The organism is Spirillospora sp. NPDC049652 (genome assembly GCF_040675125.1).
Lineage (GTDB): Bacteria > Actinomycetota > Actinomycetes > Streptosporangiales > Streptosporangiaceae > Spirillospora.
Map to the genome: position 1 here is coordinate 1 of NZ_JBFAOF010001200.1, position 1,888 is coordinate 1,888.

The following is a 1,888-nucleotide window of genomic DNA, read 5'->3' on the forward strand; positions in this document are numbered from 1 at the left end:
CCGCGGGGTCGCCCGGCCGGTCAGTCGGCGGTGAGGCGGGCGAGGATCGCGCCGAAGACGTCGAGGTCGCGCTCGTCCAGGCGGCTCAGCACGTACTCGCGGACGCCGCGCTGGTAGGTCGGGGTCGCCTCGGTGAGCCGGGTCCGGCCGGCCGGGGTGAGCACGGCGAACAGGCCGCGCGCGTCGCTGCTGCACGACTCGCGGCAGACCAGGCCGTCCCGCTGGAGCCGGTCGACCAGGCGGGTCAGGCCGCTGCGGGACAGCAGGACCCGGTCGGCCAGGTCGTTCATGCGCAGCCGCCCGTCCGGGGCCTCGCCGAGGTGCCGGAGCACGTCGTACGAGCCGAGCGCGAGGTCGTGATCGGCGAGCAGGTCCGCCTGGAGCCGCCGGGAGATCTTCGCCTGGGCGCGCAGCATGGCCCGCCACACGCTCAGCTCGGCGGGCGTGATCGTCCCGTCCGGGCCCCCGGCGGACGGCGGAACGGACGGCTGGGGAGCCGGCGGAGCGGCGGACGGCACTGTCACGCTGACAGGGTACGCCCGCCGAACCGCGTGACACAGCCGACATCTGGGCCTGTGACCTGCGGCGACACGAGTCACACCCCGGGATTCACACGTTGTGGCGTGGACTTCGTAGCATTGGGGGTATGGCCTCCCCATTGACGACCGAGCAGGTGACCGCGGCGCTCGCCACGGTGAACGATCCTGAGATCCGTAAGCCCATCACCGAGCTCGACATGGTCAAGAGCGTCGACATCGCCGCGGACGGTTCCGTGCGCGTCGGCATCTTCCTGACCGTTGCCGGCTGTCCCATGAAGGACACCCTCACCAAGAACGTCACCGAGGCCGTCTCGAAACTCGACGGGGTCGCCTCGGTCCAGGTGGAACTGGACGTCATGAGCGACGAGCAGCGCAAGGCCCTGCGCAGCAAGCTCCGCCCGGACGAGGCGGCGAAGGAGATCCCCTTCGCCAAGCCGAACTCGCTCACCAAGGTCTACGCGGTGGCGTCCGGCAAGGGCGGCGTCGGCAAGTCCTCGGTCACGGTGAACCTGGCCGCGGCGCTCGCCGCCCAGGGCCGCAAGGTCGGCGTCGTCGACGCCGACATCTACGGCCACTCGGTGCCGCGCATGCTCGGCGTCGAGCACTCGCCCACCAAGGTCGAGGACATGATCATGCCGCCGACCGCGCACGACGTGAAGGTCATCTCGGTCGGCATGTTCACCGCCGGGAACCAGCCGGTCGTGTGGCGCGGGCCGATGCTGCACCGCGCCCTCCAGCAGTTCCTCGCGGACGTGTACTGGGGCGACCTCGACGTCCTGCTGATGGACCTGCCGCCCGGCACCGGCGACATCGCGATCTCCGTCGCGCAGCTGCTGCCGTCCGCCGAGATCCTGGTGGTGACCACGCCGCAGCAGGCCGCCGCCGAGGTCGCCGAGCGGGCCGGCGCGATCGCCGCGCAGACCCACCAGCAGGTCGCCGGTGTGATCGAGAACATGTCCTACCTGACCTGCGCGCACTGCGGCGAGCGCCAGGAGATCTTCGGCTCCGGCGGCGGCGCGGCCGTCGCGGACGCCCTGACCCGCACCCTCGGCACCCAGGTGCCGGTGCTCGGCCAGGTCCCGATCGACGTCCGGCTGCGCGAGGGCGGCGACGAGGGCCGTCCGCTCGTGCTGTCCGACCCGGACGCCGAGGCCGCCAAGGAGCTGCGCTCCATCGCCGACAAGCTCGGCTCCCGCTCGCGCGGCCTGGCCGGGATGTCCCTGGGCATCTCCCCCAAGGGCCGCTGACGCGCCACCACGTGAGAAGGCCCGGCCGTTTCGGCCGGGCCTTTCTCGTCGCCGCCGGGTCGTCCGGGTTCGGCCGAGGCCACTCTACGCGTCCCGGCGGAC

At 72.4% G+C, this 1,888-nt stretch carries 2 protein-coding genes; one reads left to right on the forward strand and one right to left on the reverse strand.

The window, feature by feature from the left end; all coding sequences use genetic code 11:
• Window positions 1–20 precede the first annotated feature (20 nt).
• The gene (locus AB0J52_RS38535; RefSeq protein WP_500187980.1) at window positions 21–524 is read right to left on the reverse strand and encodes a MarR family winged helix-turn-helix transcriptional regulator; all 504 of its coding nucleotides are present in this window, start codon (window positions 522–524) and stop codon (window positions 21–23) included.
• A 122-nt stretch (window positions 525–646) separates the two neighbouring features.
• On the opposite strand from AB0J52_RS38535, the gene AB0J52_RS38540 reads away from it, so the two are divergent.
• Window positions 647–1,786: an Mrp/NBP35 family ATP-binding protein gene (locus AB0J52_RS38540; RefSeq protein ID WP_500187982.1), complete on the forward strand. Its 1,140-nt coding sequence runs from the start codon at window positions 647–649 to the stop codon at window positions 1,784–1,786.
• The last annotated feature ends 102 nt before the right edge of the window (window positions 1,787–1,888 follow it).

Excerpts from the sequence above, each read along its gene's own strand:
- AB0J52_RS38540 (WP_500187982.1), top strand. The coding sequence starts at position 647 with ATGGCCTCCCCATTGACGACCGAGCAGGTGACCGCGGCGCTCGCCACG.